Genomic DNA, 20,487 nt, shown 5'->3' with positions numbered 1-20,487 from the left:
TATTCGAAAGGAAATGCGTGCCCGTGATCATGCGAGGGAAAAACATACGACGGACGGAGCAGGTCGTCATATTATCCATTGGTTTCGTTTGGAAGGAGGACAATTTCCGTTATCTGGACTGCGATAAGGGTGGTCTTTCTTGAACATAGTAACAACGGGTTCAAAAGTCAATTGATATGAATGGAAGCGCTTTTTTCGTATTCTGCGTCATACGACACACATTTGCTGCAATCCTGACCAGAGATCGAGGATATCCCATGCGCACCCCCTCCATTCCTTCCCTGCCAATCCTGCTGCTGCTCTTCTTTTTCCTGCCCCGGAGCACGGCCCTTGCCCAGTGCGATTCCGTGACCGCGGTGAAAAAGAGTCCCACCGGATGTACCAACTGGTTCGTACAGAACCGCAACGTGGATCGCAAGACCATTACCCGCATTCGCTTTGAACTCCTGACTTCGGGAATGAGCTGGGCAGGCACGGCACTGGTGGACAGCTGGACCGTCGCACTGCCAGCCCCCAATATCCTGGAACTTGACGCGGGAAGTGGAGGACTCCGAACAGGCGTGGATATGTATGTCAACCTGGTATGCCTCTCCCGCGTCTGCGCAAATGACAGGGATTATCAGGTCAAGTGGACGACCTTCGACGGTGCCACGCAGATTTGCAGCGGAACGGAAACACTTGCGTGCCAGGCTATGGAACGCGAAGACTCCCTTGCGGCGACCCTCCACCCCGTCGACTGGCGCTGCCACCGGCTTACGCTGCACAATTTCAACAGCCTCAATCTGGCCATTGATGAACTCTCTCTTACATCCCTGACACCAGGGGCCAACCCGAATATCACCCCTCCCGCGGGATGGGCAGTGCAGTCCAACGCCGGTACGACGACGCTCACCGCCGATCCGGACCCACTGAACCCAAACGACAGTCTTCCGGGAATCCAGCTCTGTTTCACACAGACTCCACCCAATACAGACACCGTCAGCCTGCTGTGGAGTACAGGCAACAACGGCATTGGACTGTCTTCCGACACTCTGCGCATCCGCCTCGGCAGGCAGCCTCGCTGCGACTCCATGGTGTTGACATTCGACCCGAATAAAACGAATCCCGCCTGCAAGGCGCTGACGTTCTTCAATCTGCATGAGCCGCAGTCAGACGTCACATCCATCCTCGTGCAGGTGGTCAGCGATGGCGCAGTGTTCTCCACTGGTGCCTCCGGACCATGGAACCTCACACAGGAAACCGCCAAGTTCCTGCGTTTCGTTGCACCGGGAACGGGCATTGGCAATGGGGACTCGGTCGGGACGTTCACGTTCTGTGTTACCAACGCCAGCGGCGTTGACAGCGTGCTCTTCCGTGTAACGAGTGAGACGGCAGGAAAGCAGATCTGTTCGGTGGAACAACGCGCGTTCGTTCCGTCCATTGACGGACTCTGTGATCTCTTCCTCGCACGACGCACGGGGGGACAAAACTACGTTCTCGGATTTTTCAATCGCCGCCTGCCCGCCCTTCCCGTGAACGGATTCTCGCTGGAAATCCTCAACAGCAGTCCGACACTCTCGACAGTCTCTCCCCCCTCGGGATGGACCCTGCAGAACAGCACATCAGCTTCGGCCGCGTTCCGGGGTACCACGGTCTTCCCGGGTGGGACGGCCGACGGCTTTGAAGTGGCCTTCGATGGTGCGCAGCAGGACACGGTGCTTCTCCAGGTCTGTACGAGTTTTGACGGGAATGAAGCCTGCTGCGATACCCTGGTCCTTCCAATCACCAGCGGGGAGAGCCGCTGCGACTCGCTGCTGCTGACGGAAGCCCCCGTCCCCGGAAGCTGCCAGTGGAAAGCAGGGTTTGTAAATCTGCACCTCCCTGCATCGCTGACGACACAGTTCAGGCTGCAGGCACTGACACCTTCCACCCGATTCAATGCGCAGAACGTGCCTGCCGGCTGGGTCGTAAGCTCCGACGGCAGCAGCGGTGTACTCACCGTGCAGCGGGATACGGCGACGACGGAAGGACTCGCGTTCGACCTCACAGTGGAATCCTCCTCTGAAACCGTGCTGTTTGAATGGTGCACCGAAGACGCGAGCGGTCCCATCTGCTGCGGCTTCGACAGTCTTTTTTGTGCAGCAGAAGAAAAATGTGGCGAAATGAACGTTCAGGAAGGATCTCACGCGCTGCAGCGGCGGCTGTCTTTCCACAACATTATTTCACCTGAAGCCGTGGTCGAGCAACTGCGCATTTCAGTGCTGACCGCGGGAACAGGATTCGACGCTGTAAACATTCCCAAAAGCTGGACGATGGATATCAGCGCGACAAAGGATACTGTCATCATTACGCCCGACGCGCCTATCCTGACGGACAACATTTCGGCATCCTTCGATCTCACGTTGTCCGAAGCTCCCGGCTGCGACAGTATTCGCTGGCAATGGGAAGCGATGGCTGGCGACGCCATGCTCTGCGGCTCCATGCTGCCGGCTCTTCCCTGTCCGAGTGCTGCCTGCGATACGGTTACGTTCTCCACGGATGCCGCACGTCCCTGCTGCTTCGATATTCGCGTGCAGAACAGCGGAAGCGGGGAGATCGACGGCTTCACACTGTCTGTGCTTACTCCTGGTGCCTCGGCTTTCGCGAGTACCATCGTTTCTCCCGATGATTGGACGCTGAGCGGAGATACGACGTACATGCAGTGGAGTACGACAGGAAGTCCGATCCTTGAAGCCGGCTCGCTCGACGGATTCACCGTGTGTTTCAACAACGGCTGGATTGGAAATGAGGATTTCCTTGTACTCTGGCAGACGCTCACGGGACGCACCGTGCGATGCTCCGACACACTGACCATCGCCTGCGATCGCACGCTCACCGTCGAACATCTCGATGCCGCCATTCCGGCGCAGGCCACGCTTCAGCAGAATTATCCGAATCCGTTTGCGGACGGTACGAGCATCGTTTTCGCCCTTCCTCATCAGCAGAGGGTGACGCTGCAGGTCTACGATACGCATGGACGACGCGTGGCTTCCCTCTGCAGCGGCAGCTATGCGGCAGGCAGCTACCGCGTCCACTTCGATGCCGGGACGCTCCCTGCTGGCATGTACCTCGTCCGCCTCACCGCCGGAAACGTTGTGCGCACACAGCGCATGAGCCTCATTCGCTGACGGGCTTCGGCCAATTAACTACTGTGCAGCCTGAGAATATGCAGTTTCTGCATATTCTCAGGCTGTTTTTTATGCACCTTTCGCATATTTCCGCTGAATTCAAGCAATCAGGCTCATTGCGCGAGTCCACTCGACTTCATCGAGTGAACGCGGGAGCTCCGATTTCATCGGAGCGCTGGAGCCACCCCGATTCCATCGGGGCGGCGCGTGACATCCTCCAGGTTTTCTCAATTTCGATTGCTTGATATTTCCATCGTTCGATTTTTCTATCCTTCCATTCAACGCAAAACGGGCAGCGCCAGTATATGGCACTGCCCGCTTGCCTGCTCCGCCAGGGGCGGATGCGTCGGGGTTTATTTGCTGAGCGTCATCATGCGGGTTTGCGTGAAGTCGCCTGCAGTCATGCGATACAGGTACGTGCCGCTCGGAAGGTCGACGGCATCGAACTGTGCTTCATAGCGTCCGGCGGCCTGCGTGCGATCAACCAGCACGGCCACTTCGGCACCGAGACTGTTGTAGACGGCGATGCGCACGTGACTTTGCTCGGGGACGTTATACACGATGGATGTTGACGGGTTGAAGGGGTTCGGATAGTTCTGCGCGAGGCCGAACTGTGTCGGAACTTCCTCGGAGCCGCGACCGAAAATCATGTACGGATGCGCAAGCGCGATATTTCCGCCGATGTTCATGTCATTGAGGTTCATCACGGTCACCGAACTGTTCAGCACGTCAGAGTACGAGGTTGTACCCATGATCGGGTCTTCCCATGCACCCAGCGGAACTGCCTGGCGCACGCCGCGAAGCTGACCCGGATCAAAGATCATCGAGGCTTCGGTTGCGGCGTACGGGAAGTCGATATCCGCGGTCCAGCCCGTACCCGTATGCGTGATCTGCCAGTAGCGTTTCACATACAGCATGCGCGCGAGGTTCTGCGGCAGCTGATTCGGGTAGCAGGTGATTGTCATCTTGTCGATCTGTCCCGCCGTCACACGCACGGTTGCGATCGGTGTGCCCGAGTTCGGATCGATGAAGGTGTAGGGACTGCCCGGGACGGTCATCGGACCGAAGGTGGCTGTCGCCGAAGCGGGACCACCCTTGCCGCCGGTGCTGACGATGTTCAGTTCAACAGGGACGACGAGCGGTTCGTTCGTGGCAAGCAGGCCGCTGTTGGGGGGCGGGAAGTCGTCGTTGAACAGGATGCCGTAGAAGGTCAGGTACCCGATGTGCTTGCCCGGCGCGAGTCCTGCGGGATTGATTGTCATCGTGAAGGTCTGGAACTGACGGGGACGCGGGGGCGTGAAGTTGTAGCCCTGCAGCGTCGGGTCAGGAGTTTCCTTGGTGATCGAGATCCAGGAATCTGCGGATTCGACATCCCAGAGGAAGTCGCCGTTCTGTCCGTAAATGTTGATCGTGTTCGCGACCTGGAAAGTCCTGTTCACGGGATTCGGACTCTTGTAATTGACTGTCACCACGATGGGCGGGGTCGTCGTGTTGATCAAACTGGAAACGGGATCTCCCGGTGCTCCGTAGCCGATTTTCGGCGGCGGCGAGGGATTGTCGTCCAGCTTGATGTTATCCATCGACCACTCTGCATTGATCGTGCTGGTCACGATATGGATACCGATGTAGTACATTCCCGCTCCACCGATCGGCGTATTGAAATACGGTTCGCCTGCTTCACCGGAGGCGATCCAGAGCTGCTTCGCAGTGTAGTTCCCTATGCCGATGTTCGAGAAAGTCGCGAACGTGGTCATGGAAGAAGCGCTCGGGGACATACCGTACGCGATCTCCACGGAGACGGGCGTCGCGGCGTTGTTCGCAAAGTCAAAGCCAACGCGATAGCTCGATGCTTCGAGCAGGGTGGCCGCGGGAGTAAAGATCCATTCGTCGACGGTGCTTGCACCGCTGTTCATGACAATGGCTTCGCCCTGGATTTCAGGAGTCGTTCCGCCATTGACATCGTAAACAGTCCAGGGCATGTCGAGGTAACCATCTGCGTACGTGAAGTTCGCATTGTCCTCGAAATTCTGGAAGTTCTCGAATCCATGGACCTTGTAGTTGAAGACTTCATGGGTATCGGAACCCTGGTCGTTCACTGGACGCTGCTCGGTCGAAAGGAATGCACGCGCATACAGCGTTGCACTGGGCACGGGGGCGAGTCCAGTCAGCTCGTACTTGAACTCGACGACAGCCTTTCCATTGGCATCCCAGGTGGGATTGAAGGATTCGACGAGCATCGCATCACCGATTCCGTTCATCGGGGCATCGGAGATACCGATGTCGAAGCTGCCCGGATCGGCGATCAGACCGGCGTTCTCGACAAGCACCTTGATCTTGTGCGTTGCGGGGTCCTCGAGACGGGCCCACTTGTCCGTCGCATAATCGACGAGCACCTTGCGTACGGCGATGTCATACTCCGCCGGCGGCTCGGGATATTCATCCGCACCGATACAAGGTGTACTGACATGACGGGGTTCGCCATCGTAGTCGGTGGTAACCGTCGGCCACGGCGTTCCTGCGAGATAACCCACATTACTGCGGCTGTGCAGATCGTTCTGCGCGACGAAGTAGGGATTTCCTTCCACCGTATTCTGATGCTGCGCAGGCACTGCGGACTGCAGGGCGGAGAGGGACGTATAATAGGTACCATCCCAGCGCCACTGCTCAGTTCCGGTTCCTTCATGGTAGAAGGCGTTGTAGTCGAACAGAGCCTGGCTCTCGTAATAATAGTTATAGATGGCATAGAAGGTGCCATCACCCTGATACGAGATATAGTTGTTGGCAACCTTGACGTCGTAATTGCTCGACTGCCCGTATTCATACAGTCCATAACAGGTACTGCTGTTGTTGATCAGGTTCATCGAGTTATACACGATATCGGCGTATGCCGCATAGCTGACATAGAGTCCGTACATGGTCGATGTTCCAACGCCGACACCCATGTTGTTGTAGACCATACCGCGATTGGCAGTGCTATTGTACGCATTGTTGATGCGGTAGACGCGCAGGGGATTGTAATGCGCCTCGGCATAGTTGTTGGCGACAATGGGACCATCGTTCGGATAGTACACGTAGATACCATATCCGCTTGACGTCGTGTACGTTCCGCTCGAGCGCTGGACCACCGTGTTATCAATCACACGCACACCCACGGAATAGTACAGGTACATACCGTAGTAATAGAAATCCTGCACGGTATTGCCAATAAACTGATTCCCGATGCACTGTGTCAGGTTGGTCGAAGATCCTGAACCGTTCCAGCGGATGCCGTAGTACCCGCTGTTGATGGTGTTGTCCTTGATCAGGTTGTAATCACCCCAGTCGCCATATGCGCTGTAGCTGCTCGTGCTGCTTGCGCAGATACCGACGTGATACGAATTCGTTGTCGTGGAGGGTAGGTTGATCACGCAGTCGGTGATCTCATTGTAATCCGCTTCCGCCGTAAAGAGGAAACCGTATCCGTAGGAGGAGTTCGTCGAATTGACGGTCAGGTTGCGGAAACGAATGTAGTCTGCACCGTTGAGCGTCACGACAGCGTCATACTGTCCGGCACTGTAGGTGATGATCCGCGATGCTGCATTGCCCGTACCGCCATCGAAGGTGATCGTGCTTGTCGCACTTGCACCAAGAATCTCCGGGACGGAAATCTGCTCGTTGTACGTTGCTGCGGCCACCTCGAAGGTGATGTTTCCACCCGCACCGTAGACCTGCAGATCCGCGATGGCGGCGCCAAAGCTCGTGTAATTGCGGGAGCCGCTGCCAGCGGGATTGATGGTGTAGATGCCGTTCATCGGGGCGATGATGCGGCGGTTGCCGGCGGGATTCGTCACGGTCGGCGTATAGGCCGAACCGCCGACGGTGACCGACGTGCATTGTCCGTCGACGTAGTTGTTTGTCGGTGCGGAAGCTGCGATGTCGTAGGCCAGCCAGAAATAATTCGTGCCGGGACCTTCCAGCGTCTGGCTGCCTGAGATCGTGAAGCTGCCGCTGGGATTGTTGTACGTACCGAACAGCGTCGTCGCATCGAAGGTGTTCGTGCGCCCGGTGTAGTAAATCTTTGCGGCGCTGATGTCCGCAGCTGTCGTCGATCCGGCGGTGCTCAGCGTGAAGGATGTCGCGTTGATCGGAGTGAGCGATCCGTTGACATCCACTTCGATGCCGATAATTTCCTGATCCGCGAATCCGGCCGGAGCATCGTCGGTATTGTTCTGCGTGCAGGTGGAGGAAGCGTAACTCATGTTCGACAGCACGAATTCGTCCGCACCGATGCAGGGCGTGGTCAGCGAACGCGTGTCCCCGTCGAAATCGTCCGTATAACCGGATACCGGCGTAGCGTTCAGGTATGCGGTCATGGACGTACTGTGGAGATCGGTGTTCGAGAAGTAGTTCGGATCACCGATGGTGGAATGCTGATTGTATGCAGGCCATGCAGACTTTGCGGCGGCGAGGGAGACGTACGAAGTGCCATCCCAGCGGAAATAATCCGTTCCACTGCCAACGCGGTAGAACACGTTGTAGTCACACACGGAGAATGATTCGTAGTAGTAGTTGTAGAACCAGTAAAGCGTGCCCGTTCCCTCGTAGCTGGCCATGTTGTTCTGCCAGCGCACATCGTAATTTGAACTTTCCCCGTACTGATACATCATGTATCCGGTATTGGAACCGGTGCCGTCGCCACCTGCGAGCAGGCGGGCACTGTTGTACATCACGTCGGTGTAACGCGGGTAGCTGCAATAGATGCCGTACAGCGTACTCGTCTCACCGTCCGCGATCGCCATGTTGTTGTACACGCGCGCGCGGTTTGCTGTCGAGGCGTAATAGTAGTTCGGACGGTACATGTACAGTCCGCAGGTGTTCGCGCGACCGTAGTTGTAGGCGATTTCCGGACCATTGTTGGGATAGTAGATATAGTATGCGTAGCCGGAGGAACTGGCACCAGCGTCACGCTGCACACTGCTGTTGTTCTTGACCACCAGGCTGCCGCCTGCGTAGTAGATGCGGATGCCGTAATAATAGTATTCCGTGACGGTGTTCCCGATGAACTGGTTTCCCTGCACGGTGCTGTAGTCCGAGGATCCGGATCCGTACCAGTAAATACCGGCGTATCCACCGGAAATCTGGTTGTCCTTGATCAGGTTGTAACTGCCGTGATCACCCGAAGATCCTGTCGAGGAGGTTGTGCTCGCGCGGATACCGACATGCTGACTGTTCGAGGAAGTCAGCGGCGTCTGGATGATACAGTCCGTAATCTCGTTGTGGTCCGCCGAGTTGGTGAACAGCACACAGGTCCCGTACGAGGCGCCCGTGGAGATAATGGAAATGTTCCTGATGCGGATATAGTCCGCCCCGTTCAGGGTAATGAGGTTCGTGTAGGAGGAGGAGGCACTGTAGGTCAGCACACGGCTGGCCGCGTTGCCCGTTCCACCGTCGAAGGTAATCGTATTGGTCGCACTCGCCCCGGAAATCGAGGGAATGGTGATCGTCTCGTTGAACGTACCCGCGAGTACATTGAAGGTCACCGGACCGGACACACCCGAGCCGGTCAGCGCACTGACCGCAGCGGAGAATGAAGAATAGTTTCCACTCGGACCGATGGTATAACTGCCACTCAGCTGCGCGCTGCTAACCGATGTTAATAGGAGAAAAACGAGGACAAAGAGTGAAGCGAGCTTGAGCCTGCCCCCCTGCCCTGACTGGCAGTCCGGGGAGGAATCGCTTCCTGTTGGATGGAACAGTGGTGAGTGTTTTTGCATGGAGTACCTCGTGGTTGTGTATAGGTAATGAACCCGGTGTTATCGTGACTTGCGCGACTGTGTATCACTGACTGGCGCGCGTGCATGGTTTTGTATATCACAAAGGGACCACAATTCCCTGGAAAGGGTTCTATATGTGGGAAGAGTATCTGGGGAGGGAACACCTCATTCAGAGAGACTACTACGGTGAGTGAATAAAGTTCACTCTCTTGGAGGCTAAATGCAAGAGCTTTTTGTGTTTTTTTTCACGCGATTCTTTTTTTCCCACCTCAGCCCTCAATATAAGTGAGGGGCGGTGCCGTTGGCACCGCCCCTCTGTCGTGTCCAGGATAGCGTAGTACAGGTGAACGCCTTACTTGGACAATGTCATACTCCGCGTCTGCGTGAAGTCACCGGCCGTCATCCGGTAGATGTAGGTGCCACTCGAGAGCTTCGAGGCATCGAACGATGCTTCGTAGCGTCCCGCTGCGACCGTTTCATCGACCAGAACCGCCACTTCCATACCAAGGCTGTTGTACACGGCAATGCGCACGTGACTTGCCTCGGGCACGTTGTAGGCGATGGAGGTGGAGGGATTGAACGGGTTCGGGTAGTTCTGCAGGAGACCGAAGCTCTGCGGCACCGTGCCGTCACCCGAACGCTCGAACATGAAGTATGGATGCGCGAGCGCGATGTTGCCGATGATGTTGTTTTCGTCGAGACCCATCACCGTCACCTCGTTGTGCAGAGGATCGGAGGACGAGGTCGTGCCGGCAATCGGCATTTCCCAGGCGCCCATGGTCTGCTCCTGGCGTACGCCGCGCAGCTGGTTGCGATCGAAAATCATCGAGGCTTCATGATCCGCATACGGGAAGGTGAAGTCAGCCATCCAGCCGCTGCCTGCCGCTTCGAAGACCCAGTAGCGCTTCACATACAGCATGCGCGCAAGGTTCTGCGGGAGCTGATTCGGATAGCAGTGAATGGTCAGGGCGTCGATCTGACCCGCGGTCACGCTCAGCGTACCGACGGGGTCGTTGGTCTGATTGTCGACGAACTTGTAGGGACTGCCGGCCACGGTGAAGGGACCGGGAAGGGTCGCGGTGAAACTGGACTTGCCCGAACCCTGTCCGCTGCCATCGACGATGCGCAGTTCGACGGGAACGACCAACGGCTGATTCGTCGCCACCAGGCCCTTGTTGGGCGGCGGGAAGTCTTCATTGAACAGGATCGCGTAGAACGTGATCGAGCCCATGTGCACGCCCGGAGCGAGTCCCGAAGGATCCACCGTCAGCGTGAAGGTCTGGAACTGACGCGGACGCGGCGGCGTGAAGTTGTAGCCCATCAGCGTCGGATCCGGCGACTCCTTCGTGATGCTGATCCACTTGTCGGCAGTTTCCACATCCCAGAGCATGTCGCCGTTTTCGCCATAAATATTCGTCGTCGTGGCAACCTGGAAGGTCTTGTTGATCTTGCCCGGCTGCTTGTACGTCGCGGTCACGACGATGGGATCACTGTCATCATTGACGAAATCCTCGATCGGCGAACCCGGCAGCGCGTACCCGATTTTGGGCGGCGGCGAGGGATTGTCGTCGAGTTTGATGTTGTCCATCGACCACTCGTAGCCGCTGGCCGCGGTCACGACATGAATACCGATGTACGTCATGCCACCACCGTTGGCCGGCGTGTTGAAGTACGGGTCTCCAGCCTCACCGGCGGCGAGCCAGAGGTCCTTCGCCGTGAAGGTGCCGTTGCCGACGTTCGAGAACGTGGCGAACGTGGTCATGCTGCCCGGATTCGGTGCGCTGCCGTAGGCGACTTCAATGCTGACAGGCACGTTTTGCATGTTGTCGAACACGAAGCCGATACGGTAACTGGCGGCGGGGTTCAGTTCGGCGGCGGGAGTGATGATCCACTCGTCTGCTTCATTCGATCCGCCATTCATGTAGATGGCTGCACTGCCGCCCACACCGACACCGGCTGCGGTCATCGGCATGTCGCCGCCATTGTTGTCGATGATGGTCCAGTCCAGATCGAGCACGCCGTTCATGTACGAGAAGTATGGCACGTCGAAGTCGTTGAAATCTTCAAAGCCGTGGACTTTCTCGATAAACACTTCCTGCGTCGTCATGCCTTCATCGTTGATGGACACCTGATCGTTGCCCCAGAAGGCGTGGCCGTAGAGGGTGAAGGACGGACTCGGAGCCAGGCCTGTGAGTTCCTGGCTGAACTCGACCACACCGAGACTGCCCATCCAGTTCGGATTGAAGGACTCGGAGAAGTCCGCATCTCCGATGTTGTTCATCGGCATGGTGCCGTAGCCCACGTCGATGGTTGTCGGATTGTCCTTGAGTCCGACGTTCTCAACGAGCATGGTGACCGGATGCGAAGCCATTCCTTCAATGCGCGCCCATTTGTTGGATGCATAGTTGAGGATCACCTTCTGCACGGCGATGTCGTACTCCGGCGGAGGTGCGGGATATTCGTCCGCACCAATGCACGGCGTCAGCGGATCACGTGCCTCACCGTCATAGTCAGTGGTAATGCCCGGGAACGGTGTTCCCGCCTGATACCCGACATGGGAGTAAGAGTGCAGATCCGTGTCACTATAGTAATAGGGCTCACCCACGACACTGTTGTTGTGGTGATTCGGCCATGCGGAGTTCATCGCGTTGAAGCTGGAGTACGTCGTACCGTCCCAGCGCCAGTATTCGGTACCGCTGCCGTCATGCCAGAACGCGTTGTAGTCGAACTGTGCCTGGCTCTCATAATAGTAATTGTAAATCATGTACACCGTACCGTTGCCGGTGTAGGAGATGAAGTTGTTGACGATGTGTACATCGTAGCTGGTTGAGGACTGCCCGTACTCGTAGAGTGCGTAGCAGGTTCCTGTCGTATTTTTGAGATTCACCGAGTTGTACGCGATATCCGCATACTCGGCATAGCTGACATACAGACCGTACAGCGTGGATGTACCGATACCGACGAGCATGTTGTTGTACACTTTACCGCGGTTGGCGGTGCTTGTCGTACTGTTGTTGATGCGATACACACGCATGGGATTGTAATGCGCCTCGGCATAGTTATTGGCAACGATTGGACCGTTGCAGGGATAATAGACGTAGATGCCATAACCGCTGGAGGTGGTATGCGTACCACTGTCACGCTGCTTGACATAATTGTCCGTAACAACGATTTCGGTCGAGTAGTACAGGTACATTCCGTAGTAATAGAAATCCTGCACGGTGTTGCCGATGAACTTGTTGTTCCGGCTGTACGTGGTGGAACTGGAATTATATCCGTTCCAGCGAATCCCGTAGTACCCGCTGTTGATGGTATTGTCCTTGATCAGGTTGTAATCACCCCAGTCGCCGTAGGAGCTGTAGCTGCTCGTCGACGTTGCGCAGATACCGATGTGATACGAACTCGTCGTATTCGAGGGCAGATTGATCACGCAGTCGCTGATCTCGTTATGATCGGCGGAACTGGTGAAGCGGAAGCCATATCCGTTGGATGAATTCGTGGAGTTCACGGTCAGGTTGCGGAACTGGACATAATCAACACCGTCCATTTCGACGACCGCCCTGTACTGACCAACGCTGGCGGTGATGATGCGGGATGCGGCATTTCCTGTGCCACCGTCAAAAGTGATGGTGTTCACCGAGCTTGCACCTGCAATCGGGGAAAGGATCAGCTGCTCATTGTACGTCGCTGCAGCGACGGAGAAATGCACGGGCCCCTGCACACCAAGAAGATCCAGAGCCGCGATGGCATCACCGAAGGACGGGAAGTTCGTGTTTCCACTGCCGGAAGGATTGATGGTGTAGTTTCCAGACAGCGGCGCCATGAACATGCGGGATCCTGCAGGCGCCGTCACACTCGGGGTGTATGTCGTCGAATTAATCTGGAAATTCACGCATTCCGCGTCGATGTAATTTCCGGTCGGCGCGGATGCGCTTGCATCATACACCAGCCAGAAATAATTATCGCCTCCGGAAGCGGAAATGTTCCCGCTGAACGAGAAGGTCGACGGTGCTGCCGGAGGTGCGGAGACCGTACTGCCAACCTGATTGGAGGCAGAAAAGTTGGGGTCGTTCCCGGTGTAAAAGAGTTTGGCATTGACAATATCGCCGACATTCGTCGTACCGTTTGTATTGAAGGTGAACTGGTATGGCGTGGGACTTGCACAGTCACCGCTCATTGTCACCTTCAGACGCAGCATCTCCAGGTTGGTGGCGCCAGGGGAGGCAGGGCCAAGATTTGGCTGCTCCGATGTGGACGAGGTGTAACTGAGATTTGAGCCCTGATACACCTGGATGTAATCCACTGCCATGTCGCTCGTGAAGCTCTGGTCATCGGTTCCCTTGAAGCGAATGCTGACACTGCTGTTGTTGGCATAGCCTGTCAGACAGATCACGGCCTGCATGTAGGGAGAAGTCTGGGAGGCCTGCTGGTTGCCGGTCCTCGACCAGACTGTCGTCCAGCCACTTCCACCATTCACCTGCACCTCGAGCGTTCCCATATACTGCCCGTACATGTGATACCAGAAAGAAAAGACAGGGAGTGACAGCGAGCTGAAGTTGAAATTGGCCGTCAGATAATCATAGGCTCCGTTGCCTGAAGAACTTGTTTCCGTGTAATAATAGTAGTTTCCGTTATGTCCGGTCGTCGGACCGGTGTTCGAAGAAGATGTTCCACCGCTGTCACGCGTCCACATGCTGTATGTGCCGCCACCGGTGGACCATACTCCCGAACCGCTCTCAAAGCTCTCCGTGTAAGGGAAGCTGCTCACCTGAGCCTGGCTCGCCGTCGGAAGGCCGATAAGCAGTGCCGTAAGCAGCATCATTGGGAGGAAAGCCAGTGCTTTCCTCTTCCAGATGCTGGAAGGAGTAAAGGTAGTCATACGTTCACCTGTATTTACTGAAAAGGAAACAGGAATGAGGTCTTCTTATCCTGCATGTCCACACGACATGAAAACAGACCGATAATTGTTGTTTTCCGCTGAAAATCAGCTCCTGGTCACGAATGAATTCGGGACATGGAATTGTGTCGCTGAATTGGCCTGTTTAAGTTGGAAGATAGGGAGCAGATTCCCCATCCGCAAGAAAATAGTGCTTTTTTTTCACTGTGCGTGAATTTCACTTATCAGAAGATTGTGAACTCCCTGCTGCGCTCACATTTCAAGCACATGAGTGTATAAAGCATAAATATGCGTATTCGCTTACGACATCAGCGTGGATGTGTGAATAATGGCAACAGCCATAAACAGGCCGGCAGGTGAAGTGAGGCCTAGAGCTGAGAAAGGAGGGATTCAGCCTGGCGTGCTTCCATGGAGGAAGGAGCGTTGGTGATACATGCCTCGAGGTATTGCCTGGCTTTCTCCCTGTTTTGCAACTGCATCTGCAGGCGTGCGGCGACGAGATACCAGGAGGGATACTGTGTCGGTTCGCGTTTGAGAGCCCGGGCATAGAGTCTGTCAGCTTCGCCGGTGAGATCGTACCGGGCGGCATACCCGCCCGCGGTCATGAGCAGGAAAGCATCGTCTGTATCCTCGCTGACGGCGCTGTCAAGAATCTGGCGGATTTCTTCCTGTGACAGCGATTGCTGCAGGGGCAGAAGGAGCTGTTTTTCAGGCCAGGAAGCGAAACGGGACTCAAATGAAGGACGGACCGCTCGTACGAGGTCCTGATGTCCGGTCTGCCAGGCAGAGAGCAGAGCTCGCATGCTGAATTCCCGGAAAAAGCGCCTGTCCACCGTGGCATGTTCCCGCTGGGATTCTGCCTTCGCATCGCCAAGCAGCGTTTCGAGCAGCCAGCGCATTTCCTGCTGCTGCTTCCCCGCATCACGCAGCTGAAGCGCGGCGCTCAGGTATTCAGCATAGCTGACATCTCGGCGATACCCGGTCTCAATCAGTTTTCGCATCGCATGGAAGTACGGCTGCTGCTCCCCTCCTGATTTGTAGAACTTGCGCAGGTTTTCCCAGGCCGTAAAGCTGTTCATCGGGAGCACCACGCCTTCATCCATCTCGGCAAGCTGCGCGAAGCGCCGGGCGGAGGCATCGTCGTTGACGTTGACCGCAGTCCACAGCACGAGCTGGGAGAGCATTGCGGCTGCCAGCATGGGAAGCAGAGCCGGGAGCTGCAGTGCGCCGTGGGAATGCAGGGATTTCAGAAGCACAGTCGCGAGCAGGAAGCATCCGAGAACAGCCAGTGCAGCGACATCCCAGTCCCTCGCCAATCCGAGGAAGGTGTTGCCGAACAGGAGCAGGGTGAGTCCACCCGAGGCAGCCGTGAGTCCGAGAAGAACGGACGGCAGTGTCAGGATGCGTCTCCGCATGGCGAGGACGAACAGCACAGGAAGTACCGCGAGCACGGGACCAAGGGTGAGGAAAAGGACATTGATGATATCGATCCAGCGCGCGCCTGCTGTGAAAACGTAGCGTTGCCAGCCGGTGGAAAATCCCTCAACCATGCGTTCGTACGGAGAAAAGGCGACCAGGTATGCGCTGTCGCTGTTTCCGGGGAGAAGAAACACGGCAAGCAGAGCTGCCAGGGGTGGGAGGATAATCAGGATCATCGCTGCTCTGCGCAGGGGGAAGCTACCGGACTCCCCTCTCACCTTCCAGTGCAGGAGGAGCAGGTACGAGGGCAGCCATACAATGCTTGAGGCACCGAAGAGGATGGCCAGCAGCAGAAACATGCCCGGGAACCAGACAGGAACGTCCCCACGCAGGCATTCCCAGGCGCTCACGAGGTAGGCAATACTCAAGCCATACACGATCGCGTAGAGTTCGATGTACCCGAGGAATACGAGGCTGCCCGCGGGAGCGAGAAACAGCAGCGCCGTCATGAGAACGGTCTTCCCCTGCTCCCGGCGCATGGCGAGCAGCAGCGACCCTGTCGCGATCACCGCACCGGCTACACCGGCGAGGATGAAGGGCAGCCGAATATCTTCTGGCTGCAGTCGAACAGCCAGCGTGTCGAGCAGCAGTCCCGTCAGCCAGGCGCTCGGTTTGATCATGCTGTTCGCATAATCCGGCAGTGTCATGCTGCGCAGCAGCTCGGCGGGATACCAGGTTCCGTCACCGAGAAATGCATATCCCACATTGATTTCATAAGCCAGCCATCCCGCGAACAGCGTTAATCCCGCAGCCAGAAGCAGACGGATCGCTGGAGTCCCCTTCCCTCGCTCTTTCGCTTCATCCGCATGCGCGGAGGACGATGAGGCTCCAACAAAACGAGCGGAGATGGATGGCAGGGCGAAGAGCAGCGGCAGCCAGGCGACGAGTGCCATCCACGTCCCATCGTACATACTGTAAAAATCGATTCCCCAGAGCCGCTGTCCGCCTGTGTCAATCATCCCCGCGATGCCGCGAACGACAACGAACGCTGCCAGCGCGTACAGGACCATCCGGCTCTCACGGGAAAGGATCGGCCTGGTGACTTTTTTCGGCTGCGACGGTTTTTTTGCCATGTGAGACCTGTGCGCTGTCGTGGACGGAAGAGTGCAGTTACCGGAGGGAAAACTATCCGGCGGCGTTTTGCAATATAGATGATGTCGGCAGGTGAGACAATGACAGCCGGAATGGCAGGCACGCGCCGGCGCTCACGTTCGGCAGCGGAGGAATCCGGCAGCAGACGTGTATGGCGGCGACACTTCAGGGAGTGATGATCAGCGGGACAATGGTGTGGGAAGTCCCCGCAGCAGCGATGATGGAATAGTATCCCGCTTCCAGTTTCGGCAGACGTAACCGCTGCAGGTCTGACGTGCCGTCAAGCACGGTCTGCCAGCGCAGTCGTCCAAGGACGTCAGTCACATGGATGGTGACAGGCCTCTGCTCCGTCCCGCTGATGCGAAGCGAGAGTGCTGTTCCGGTAGACAGGGGCTGTGGAAATAGCTGAAGTGCGAAGGCATCAGCGGCTGCGACGGAGGACGCGCTCGTTACACGGGTGAAAGTATCTTCGATCAGATCCCACAATTCCGGCCTGTCTCCGTCATACCCGAGCGCCCATATCCCCGCGCCGGCAAGATTTCTGGAGAGAAGCAGGTCATACTTGTCACCGAGGCTCTGCACATCGTCGTACCACAGTTGTCTCCAGTTTGCGGTCTCATACGCGAACCAGGGGTTTTGATACGTGCTGCTCCACTGCCGCTGCTGAACGCCGGACATCAGCTGCACGCGCGCATAGGTGCGTGAAACGCCGCGCGCCGTCGTGGCTGCACCCTCGGCATTGCTGACCACGGCCCAGTCGTACCCGTAATAAGGCACCCCCAGAAGGAACTGTTCAGGCGGCACACCTTTCGTCAAGTACTCATCCACCGAACGCGTCACGTTGAGATTGCTGCCCAGCAGCGGGGCGACCGGACCGGCGTTGTTCGAGCCCGACCAGAAATAGTCATATCCCATGAGGAAGAACTGATCCACGTACTCCCGCAGCGCAGCGACATCCCAGCTGTCATTCCAATCCACCGCCGGAATCGCGGCACTGATCTCGGCGTCCGGCAGTTCAGCCGCCAGCGCGGCATCCAGCTGCATGAAGAACGCCGTAAGATTGTCGCGCTGATCGGAGGGAACGGATTCGAAATCAATGCTGACACCGGCCGCGTTGCGGATGCGCAGCATCGCAAGGATCTGCTTCACCAGCGTATCCACCGCTTCGGCAGATGAGAGCAGACTGCGGTTCCCCCCGGCTCCGAAATTCGTGACCGCGAGCTGCACGCGCACGCCGGCAGCCTGGGCCCGGTCGACTACCGGAGCGAATTCCCACCCGTGGGTGTCGGTCATCATGCCGGAGGAGGGATCGAATTCCGCCGCAAAATATGCGAGATGCGACAGGAGGGAAAAATCGTACTGCAGCGTCACCGAATCTGCGATCCAGTACGGATGATAGCCAAATACGGTATGCGTCAATTCCCTTGCAGCCGTGCGACGCAACGGTACGGTAGTTCCCCCTGCAACCACCGGCTGTGGCCGGGTGCGCATCTGCCGTTCATGGACCGAGTGGCCGACGGGCACCTGTGCGCGAGCGCTCGCGGCGCAAAGCGTCATGAGCACGGCTGCGATCATCAGGAACGCGATACGCCGGGAAAAGCCGAAGTGACGGTCAGCAGCGGGCAGCTGCGACATGGGGAGCTGGTGAAACATGGTGATCAGCCGTTGTCCTCACCCACAAGGGCGCTGAGCTGATCAGGGGTCAGTATGCCGCGCTCGGTGATAAATTCCGTGACGTAGTCGACGGGCGTCCATTCGAAGTACTGATTCCAGACTTCGAAGTTATCACCTTCCTCCCTGGTGATGATTTCCTCGGCGGGACGATCTTCCACGACGATGCGGTCTTTGAGCTGCGGGGAGAATTTCAATGAATCGCAGAGTACGTACAGCGGGATGCCCATTTCCTTGCAGCAGATGGCCAGCGGGAAGGTCCCCGTTTTGTTGAGGAGGTAGCCGTCCGCACTGATGCTGTCTGCCCCCACCACGGCACAATCCACCATTTCCATCGCTTGGCACATGGCGGCATCCACCATCAGCGTCGCCTGCACCCCGCGTTGCTGCAGGTCGCGAATTGTCCGGTGTCCTTCCATCATGGGACGCGCCTCGAGCACAACTGCTTTGCGAAGGCGATGCACTTCATGGAGGTGATAGAATGCCGACATCACCGTGGAGCTGCGAGAAATGGTAACGATACTGCGCGTTTCGGTGAATTTTTCGGTGAACAGTTCGGCGATGGTATCCCCGGATTCGGTGAGGATTTTTTCCAGCGACAGCAGGTAGGAAATGGCATCCACGTTTTCCTCGCCATCCCGCAGTTTGGGCAGAAAATCCGACTTCAGGATCTGCAGCACTGCGTGCAGCGACGGCATGCTTTTTTGCGAGTGCTCGAGCAGCGCAAAGCCCTCGCCCAGGTCATCGAGATGGTACCCGATGGCGCAGTTTTCGCAGAGCGCGAGGAGCTTGTGAATCAGCTCCGTCGCTCCCGAAGTGTTGTCGCTGGCAATTTGCTGAAAATGTTTTATCAAGGGAAAAAGGGCCTCGTGTGCCAGAAAAAATAGGGTTGTTCAGCGCAAGAAGCAAGGATTCCATGGGACCTTGCGGACCACAGTTGTCCCTCCCGGTTCGGGCGAAAACACGACTCCCTCTCCGGTCGACGGAGAGGGAGTCTATGTACCGTAACGATGAAGGATCAGTTGCTGCCCTTCTCCATCATTTTCTGACGCGACATCTGCTCGAGCTCTTCCTCAAAGAAGAACTTCTCTTCGCCAAACGCCGGTTTGAGATGATGCAGCCAGCTGGCCTGGTCGTCATATTTTGCAAAGAACGGCTTGCCGACCCATTCAGGGTTCCTGCCCTGCAGGAAGCGGAGGGCGAGCACCTTCTCGCCATGCACCTGCGAGATGCCGGTGATTTCAACCTTGCCGGGAGTGGCAGACATCGAGGGACCCCGTACCGTGCGTGCCAGTCCATTTACATGACGGAACGCCTCGCGGAAAATTTTGACCGCTTTGACTAGCGGAATCTTGAAATACTGCTCTGCGCCGGTGTCGCGTTCGACGAACATGTAATACGGGATGATGCCGAGGCGCACCTGTTCACGCCACATCAGCTCCCATACGCCAGCGGAATCGTTGATATGCGTCAACAGGGGGGACTGGCTGCGAATGACCGCGCCGGTAGACTGAATCCGCCTGATCGCTTCGCGCGCGAGGGCAGTTTCGAGCTCCCTGTGATGGTTGTAATGCGCCATAACCGCGACCGAACGTCCGGACTCCACAATGCGCTCAAACATGCGCAGCAGATCGTCGGAGTCCGCGTCTGTCACGAAGCGCTGTGGCCAATAGGCAACCGACTTCGTACCGAAACGGATTGTCTGCAGGTTCTCGAGCGCGGGATCCAGCAGTGGCTCCACATACTGCTCGAGCTTGTGCGTCTTCATGACCATCGGATCACCACCCGTGATAAGGATGTTGGTGACTTCCGGATGGCGCGCGACATATTCCTTGAGTTGACTCGCTTCCTTGGCTGCGAATCGCAGGTCGCTCATGCCGACAAACTGCGCCCAGCGGAAGCAAAACGTGCAATAGGAGTGACAGGTCTGTCCGGCAGCGGGGAAAAACAGCACCGTCTCACGGTACTTGTGCTGCAAACCGGGCAGCGGCTCTCCGTCAAGCGTCGGGACATTCAATGTGGTCTGTCCCGCCGGATGCGGATTCAGCTCCAGTCGAATACGATTGGCCTCTTCCTTGATCTCGTTACGCGGTGCGTCCGCGGAGATCAGCTTTGCCATGCGATTGAAATGATCCTCCGACAGCATTCCCTTCTGGGGAAAGGTCAGCTGGAAAATGGGATCGTCGGGGATGTCAGACCAGTCGATGAGCTGGTTGGCGACGTAAGAATTGACTTTGAACGGGAGTACGCTCGACACAACTTTCATGTCGAACAGAAGATCGGAGGGGAGTTCGTTGACCTGGGTGATATTCTCGAAGTTACGTTCCGTAAAATACGTGAACGGCTCCACGTCCCTCTGTGCACCAGAGTACACATGGGGTCTTGCCCTGCCAGGTGGTGATAACGGTTTCATGTCCATGATATTTCCTCCTGTGGTTTGGAGACAGCT

General features: G+C 56.9%; 7 protein-coding genes. 1 reads left to right on the top strand and 6 read right to left on the bottom strand.

The window, feature by feature from the left end; genetic code table 11:
- Positions 1–257 precede the first annotated feature (257 nt).
- On the top strand, positions 258–3,146 hold the full coding sequence (locus KQI65_11415) for a T9SS type A sorting domain-containing protein (GenBank protein MCB2205350.1): 2,889 nt from the start codon (positions 258–260) through the stop codon (positions 3,144–3,146).
- Between the two features lie 353 nt (positions 3,147–3,499).
- On the opposite strand, the gene KQI65_11410 is transcribed toward KQI65_11415, so the two are convergent.
- From KQI65_11410 to KQI65_11385, 6 genes are all read right to left on the bottom strand, one after another.
- Positions 3,500–8,899 carry a T9SS type A sorting domain-containing protein gene (locus tag KQI65_11410; GenBank protein ID MCB2205349.1) on the bottom strand — a complete coding sequence of 1,800 codons (5,400 nt, stop codon included), beginning with the start codon at positions 8,897–8,899 and terminating at the stop codon, positions 3,500–3,502.
- A gap of 352 nt (positions 8,900–9,251) precedes the next feature.
- A complete protein-coding gene (locus KQI65_11405) occupies positions 9,252–13,778 on the bottom strand; it encodes a T9SS type A sorting domain-containing protein (protein MCB2205348.1) in 4,527 nt (1,508 codons plus the stop codon).
- Positions 13,779–14,164: 386 nt separating this feature from the next.
- On the bottom strand, positions 14,165–16,348 hold the full coding sequence (locus KQI65_11400) for a hypothetical protein (GenBank protein ID MCB2205347.1): 2,184 nt from the start codon (positions 16,346–16,348) through the stop codon (positions 14,165–14,167).
- A 184-nt stretch (positions 16,349–16,532) separates the two neighbouring features.
- Entirely contained in the window at positions 16,533–18,020 is a 1,488-nt protein-coding gene (locus tag KQI65_11395; protein ID MCB2205346.1) for a hypothetical protein, read from the bottom strand.
- 5 nt (positions 18,021–18,025) lie between these two features.
- Positions 18,026–18,892: a translation initiation factor eIF-2B gene (locus KQI65_11390; GenBank protein ID MCB2205345.1), complete on the bottom strand. Its 867-nt coding sequence runs from the start codon at positions 18,890–18,892 to the stop codon at positions 18,026–18,028.
- A 164-nt stretch (positions 18,893–19,056) separates the two neighbouring features.
- Positions 19,057–20,412, bottom strand: a complete 1,356-nt coding sequence (locus tag KQI65_11385) for a lysine 2,3-aminomutase (protein ID MCB2205344.1) — start codon at positions 20,410–20,412, stop codon at positions 19,057–19,059.
- Between the last annotated feature and the right edge of the window lie 75 nt (positions 20,413–20,487).

Source organism: bacterium, assembly GCA_020444325.1.
Classification (GTDB): Bacteria; Bacteroidota; Ignavibacteria; order SZUA-365; family SZUA-365; genus BM516.
Note: the sequence above shows the minus strand (reverse complement) of the source record. Positions and strands in the feature narration are given on the sequence as shown.